We start from the raw sequence: 5,137 nt of genomic DNA on the forward strand, positions 1-5,137 counted from the left end.
GCTTCGGCAGGCCGGTTTCCAGGGCGGCATCGTGCTGGGCGACGGCAACAATTCGCCGGAGTATCTGGAAATCGCCGGGTCGGCCGGTGAGGGCGTGTATCTGTTGTCTCCGCCGACCGTCGACCTCTTGTCCGGCGCCGCCGACTTCAAAGCCAAGTACAAGGAAACCTATGGTCGTGACGCCGGTGCCTATGCAGCTCTTTCGTATGATGTGGGCGACCTAATCGCCGATGCCATCACGCGGGCCAAGTCGGCGGATCAAAAGGCGATCATCGAGGCCCTCAAGGCGAGCGACTTCAAAGGCCTTGCCGGCGAAATCAAGTTCACCGACAAGAACACCCTCCAGACCTCGAACTTCCGCCCGGTGATCGCCAAAGGCGGCAAGTGGGTGGCTGTCGAATAAAGGCTAACCGGATTGATGCCGGGGCGGCCCTTGTGGCGGCCTCGGCGTCATCGCCGATTGTCTGGCGCGCCAACGCTGCGCCCAGACAAGACTTTTTCAATTCTGCCCCAGGAGCATCAATGACGCTCGACCTGCTTATTCAGCAACTGGTGAACGGTCTTATCGTCGGCTCGTTCTATGCCCTGATCGCGCTCGGCTACAGCATGGTCTTCGGCGTCATCAAGCTCCTGAATTTCGCCCATGGCGACATCTACATGAACGGCGCCTTCGTCGGCCTCATTGTGTTTTCCTTCGTTGGCATCTGGGTCGGCAATGGCTGGCTGGGCGTGGTCTGCGCCCTGCTTGTGTCGATGCTGGTCGTCGGCTTGCTCGGCGTCGTCATCGAACGCTTCGCCTATCGGCCGATGCGCAATGCGCCGCGCCTCTCCATCCTCATCACGGCGCTCGGCGCCTCAATGGTGTTGAACGGCACGGCACTCGCCCTGACAGGCGGGCGTCATTACGCCTTCAACACGGATCTCGGTTTTGCCGGTGTCGACATTTCCACCGTTCATATCACCTACACGCAGATGGTGCTGGTGGCCGCCTCCATCGCTCTTATGACCGGGATGCAGGCCTTTGTCTCACGCACCATGTACGGCAAGGCGATGCGCGCCGTGTCCATCGACATGGGGGCGAGCCGCCTGATGGGCATCGATGTCGACCGGGTGATCGCACTGACCTTCTTCATGGGTTCGGCGCTCGCCGCCGGCGGCGGGGTCATGGCCGGCGCGTACTATGGCAGTGTCCATTTCTTCATGGGCTTCATCATGGGGCTCAAGGCCTTCACCGCCGCTGTCATAGGCGGGATCGGCAGCGTGCCGGGTGCCATGCTGGGCGGCTTACTGCTCGGCCTGCTCGAGGCTTTCGGTTCTTCCTTGCCCTTCGTCGGATCGGAGTGGCGTGACGTCTTCGTTTTCGGCACCCTGATCCTGTTCCTTGTGTTCAAGCCGACCGGCCTTCTTGGCCGCTCTGTCGTGGAGCGGGTATGATGATCGACGAAGTGAGAAGCATGCCGGCCGCCGGGCAACCGCAATTGATGCGCTGGTCCGTCGTGCTGCCCGGCCTGGCGGCACTCGCCGTCGCGCTGGTGTTGCCGCAGTTCGCCAACGCCTACGTGACGGAGGTGGCGACCACGGCGCTGCTCTATGTCGTGCTGTGCCTCGGCCTCAACATAGTCGTTGGCTATGCGGGCCTGCTCGATCTCGGCTACGCCGCCTTCTTTGCGGTTGGCGCCTACACATCAGGCATCCTGACCGCAGAATTCGGCTTCAATTTCTGGCTCACCATCCCGATCGCCATGGCGGCAGCCTGCGTAGCAGGTATCATCATCGGTGCTCCGACCTTGAGGCTGCGCAGCGACTATCTGGCGATCGTGACGCTGGGCTTCGGCGAGATCGTGCGCATCATCGCCCGCAACCTCGACATCACCGGTGGCGCGAGTGGCCTCATCGGTATCGAGCGGCCGGGGATCTTCGGCTTCAAGCTGATGCAGGTGCAGCACTTCTATTATGCGTTCCTGGTGCTGGCGCTGCTCACCGCCTTCGTCTGCCTGAGCGTCGAGCGGTCACGAATGGGACGAGCCTGGTTCTACGTTCGCTATGATGAGGACGCCGCTGCCGGCATCGGCATCAACCGTGTCACGGCCAAGCTGCAGGCATATATGATGGGCGCGGTGATAGCTTCCGTGGCCGGGTGCCTCTACGCCGCCAAGATGACGGCCATCTCGCCGGAGAGTTTCACCTTCAATCAATCGCTTCTCATCCTGCTTGGCGTCGTCCTTGGTGGCATGGGCCGCATTCCTGGCGTCGTCCTGGGTGCCGTTCTCGTGGCCCTGCTTCCGGAGGTGCTGCGCGGGGCGGGCACTTATCGTCCCCTGGTGACTGCGGTTGCGTTGCTGGCAATCATGCTGTTCAGGCCGAACGGGCTCTGGCCGGACAAGCGGGTTTGACCATGGCGTTGCTCGAAGTCCGCGATCTGCGCCTCAGTTTTGGGGGACTGAAGGTCCTTCACGACATTTCGTTCTCGGTTGAGAAAGGTGCCATCAACAGTCTCATCGGGCCGAATGGCGCCGGCAAGACGTCGCTCTTCAATTGCCTGACCGGCTTCTACAAGCCGAAGGACGGTTCGATCAGCCTGGGCGGCCGGCCAATTACCGGTTTGCCGCCGCATCGCATCACCGCGCTCGGGCTCGCCCGCACGTTTCAGAACATCCGACTGTTCAAGGAGATGAGCGTTCTAGAAAACGCCATGTCCGGCCAGCATTGCCGGAGCCGTCATGGCATCGTGTCGGCCATCCTGCACTTGCCGTCGCAGCGGCGCGAGGAAGAGGTGATCCGCGCGGTTGGCATGCGCTGGCTCGATTTCGTCGGCATTGCTGAGCATGCGCATCGATATGCCGGCGGCCTTTCCTACGGCGATCAACGGCGGCTCGAACTCGCAAGGGCGTTGGCGTCGACACCTGAGCTTATCCTGCTGGACGAGCCCGCTGCCGGCCTGAACGAGCGCGAGAAGCTGGACCTCGTACATCTGATCCGCCGCATTCGCGATGAAACCGGCGTCACCGTCCTGCTGATCGAACACGATATGGGGCTGGTTATGCAAGTGTCGGAAAAGATCGTCGTGTTCGACTACGGTCAGAAGATCGCCGATGGTGCGCCGGAGGCCGTCCGCGCGGACCCCAGGGTCATCGAAGCCTATCTCGGCACGGAGGATTAATGGACCCCGAGATCGTTCTTAGCGCGGACCGTATCGTTGCCCGCTATGGCGCCATCGAAGCGCTTCATGGCGTCAGCCTTTCGGTCAAACGCGGCCAGATCGTCGCCCTGCTTGGCGCGAACGGCGCCGGCAAAAGCACGGTGCTGCGCACGCTGTCCGGCCTGATTGCGGCGTCCTCTGGAAATGTCCGCTTCCTGGGCGAGGACATAACCAAGGTCCCGGCCCATCGCCTGCCGCATCGCGGGCTCGTCCACGTCCCGGAGGGAAGGCGCATTTTCGGCGACATGACGATCAAAGAGAATCTTGACCTCGGCTCGTTTACGCTTGCCGACGACGCTGAGCGAAAGCGGCGGCTGGATCACGTTTTTGAACTCTTTCCCATCCTGGCGCGCAGAAAGAATGGCGATGCAAGGAACCTCTCTGGAGGAGAGCAGCAGATGCTCGCAATCGGCAGAGCCCTCATGGCCGCGCCCAAGGTGCTCCTGCTCGACGAACCATCCATGGGTCTGGCGCCGCAACTGATCAAGGAAGTCATGAAAATCGTGCAGCGCCTCAATCGCGAAGGGGTGACCATTCTGCTCGTCGAGCAGAACAGCAAAGTCGCCTTGAAGTTCGCGGACTACGGCTATGTGCTCAAAGCCGGGCGCATCGTTCTTGATGGCCCTGGGAGCGATCTGGCGAGCAATGAAGCGGTCATCAGCGCCTACTTAGGTGGCGCGGCTGCGTAGCTGGCAAAGCAGCCAACGCAAAGGATAGCAAAAGATATCGGCAGCGGAAGGCCGCTCGGTTTGAACGGCAGGCCCTTGAGCAGGCCTACTTCAGCGTGCCATCGAAGGATGGACATGCCTGCGAAGCGCCCGTCGGAGCTCGTGCGCTAAACCCCATCGGCCAGAAGCGAGAGGCGAACTCGACTTGGCAGAACATATGCAGGCTGAACTACGATCCACTATGTGGAAAGAATAGCGAGTGGGGCGCAGACGGTCGGCTGGTGAATGTCTGGTAGGCGCCTAATGTCGGTCATTGCGGACTGCTATGCGGGTTCCTCTAAGCAGGCGTCGCCGACGCTTCGATGCCAAGTGCGCTTCCGCTTGGCATCAACATAATCGTCGAACCGCGGGATTTAAGGCGTAGCGTGACTTCGCACCGGGAATTGCCGTCTAATTCGCTAATCGAGCTTCGCGATCAGCTTTGCCAGCGCCTGTGCAAACTTGCCGCCCGGATCGCTCGGCGTGTCCCTTGTCGTCGACACGAAATGATAGACATACATCACCTCGTCCTTGTCGGGTCGAGAAAGGTGAGGTGGATCGCGACGGCATAAGCGGGGCCGCCGCCTTCGATATAGTCATCGCCTACGATCAGGAAATCGCCAAAACCGTCCATGTCTTCCTCCTCGAACGTGAGGTGGAGATCAGAGAACAATTCGACTGGCGGATGATCGGCGTTGCGCCGGCGTTCGAACCCGTCACGCAGGAGGATGCGGGTTTTGCTGCCCTTCAGGTGCTTGCGGTACAGCTTGTGGCAGTGTTTTTCGAAGAAGACGTGCCGCGTCTCCGCGAGGTCGTCGCCGAGCGCGTCGGCCAGTGCCTTGGCTTCGGTGAAACCGGCATGGATGAATACTGGCTGATGCGCTTGGTGCTTGAGGTGACAGGCGACCGCGTCATCGACATCCATGTCGTTGGTGAGCAGGATGCCTGAGCTGATGCCGTCCTTTTTGAGAAATCCATTCCCGAGCAGCGTCGAGATGCTCACGCCGTCCTCGGCATGATCGCCATGCGCCGGATTGATGATCACGATCGCCTCGCCGCCGGCGTCGCAGATCGCCGTAAGGGTCCGCTCCAACCCTTTGAGCGCTTCGCGCACAGGCTCTATGATTGGCACGAACCCCGATTCCGCCATCAGCATTGCGGTTTCGCGAATGGCGATCAGTTCGAACTGCTTGCCGCGGAAATATGGGTGATACATGCGTTAGGCCCAGGC

Annotated in this window: 6 protein-coding genes; 5 read left to right on the forward strand and 1 reads right to left on the reverse strand. The window is 61.0% G+C overall.

What is annotated here, in order from left to right:
* The 5 genes from EN925_RS22710 to EN925_RS22730 all read left to right on the forward strand — a co-directional run.
* The coding region (locus tag EN925_RS22710; protein ID WP_164894335.1) for an ABC transporter substrate-binding protein at window positions 1–403 on the forward strand (403 nt) is incomplete at its 5' end.
* A gap of 119 nt (window positions 404–522) precedes the next feature.
* Window positions 523–1,434 carry a branched-chain amino acid ABC transporter permease gene (locus EN925_RS22715; RefSeq protein ID WP_127368795.1) on the forward strand — a complete coding sequence of 304 codons (912 nt, stop codon included), beginning with the start codon at window positions 523–525 and terminating at the stop codon, window positions 1,432–1,434.
* Entirely contained in the window at window positions 1,431–2,393 is a 963-nt protein-coding gene (locus EN925_RS22720) for a branched-chain amino acid ABC transporter permease (protein WP_127368794.1), read from the forward strand. The genes EN925_RS22715 and EN925_RS22720 overlap by 4 nt, the downstream gene beginning before the upstream one ends.
* A 2-nt stretch (window positions 2,394–2,395) precedes the next feature.
* Window positions 2,396–3,160 carry an ABC transporter ATP-binding protein gene (locus EN925_RS22725; RefSeq protein ID WP_127384512.1) on the forward strand — a complete coding sequence of 255 codons (765 nt, stop codon included), beginning with the start codon at window positions 2,396–2,398 and terminating at the stop codon, window positions 3,158–3,160.
* Complete coding sequence (locus EN925_RS22730; RefSeq protein WP_127369586.1) at window positions 3,160–3,888, forward strand: ABC transporter ATP-binding protein; 729 nt, start codon at window positions 3,160–3,162, stop codon at window positions 3,886–3,888. The genes EN925_RS22725 and EN925_RS22730 overlap by 1 nt, the downstream gene beginning before the upstream one ends.
* Before the next feature lie 538 nt (window positions 3,889–4,426).
* On the opposite strand, the gene EN925_RS22735 is transcribed toward EN925_RS22730, so the two are convergent.
* Window positions 4,427–5,122 (reverse strand): sce7725 family protein, encoded by a 696-nt coding sequence (locus EN925_RS22735; RefSeq protein WP_245461041.1) that lies wholly within the window; start codon window positions 5,120–5,122, stop codon window positions 4,427–4,429.
* Window positions 5,123–5,137: the final 15 nt, after the last annotated feature.

The sequence above is a fragment of the Mesorhizobium sp. M7A.F.Ca.US.006.04.2.1 genome (genome assembly GCF_004022915.1).
GTDB classification, from domain to species: domain Bacteria; phylum Pseudomonadota; class Alphaproteobacteria; order Rhizobiales; family Rhizobiaceae; genus Mesorhizobium; species Mesorhizobium ciceri.

Coding starts and splice junctions, on each gene's coding strand:
- EN925_RS22725 (WP_127384512.1), top strand. CDS start 2,396: ATGGCGTTGCTCGAAGTCCGCGATCTGCGCCTCAGTTTTGGGGGACTG.
- EN925_RS22715 (WP_127368795.1), top strand. CDS start 523: ATGACGCTCGACCTGCTTATTCAGCAACTGGTGAACGGTCTTATCGTC.
- EN925_RS22735 (WP_245461041.1), bottom strand. CDS start 5,122: ATGTATCACCCATATTTCCGCGGCAAGCAGTTCGAACTGATCGCCATT.
- EN925_RS22730 (WP_127369586.1), top strand. CDS start 3,160: ATGGACCCCGAGATCGTTCTTAGCGCGGACCGTATCGTTGCCCGCTAT.
- EN925_RS22720 (WP_127368794.1), top strand. CDS start 1,431: ATGATGATCGACGAAGTGAGAAGCATGCCGGCCGCCGGGCAACCGCAA.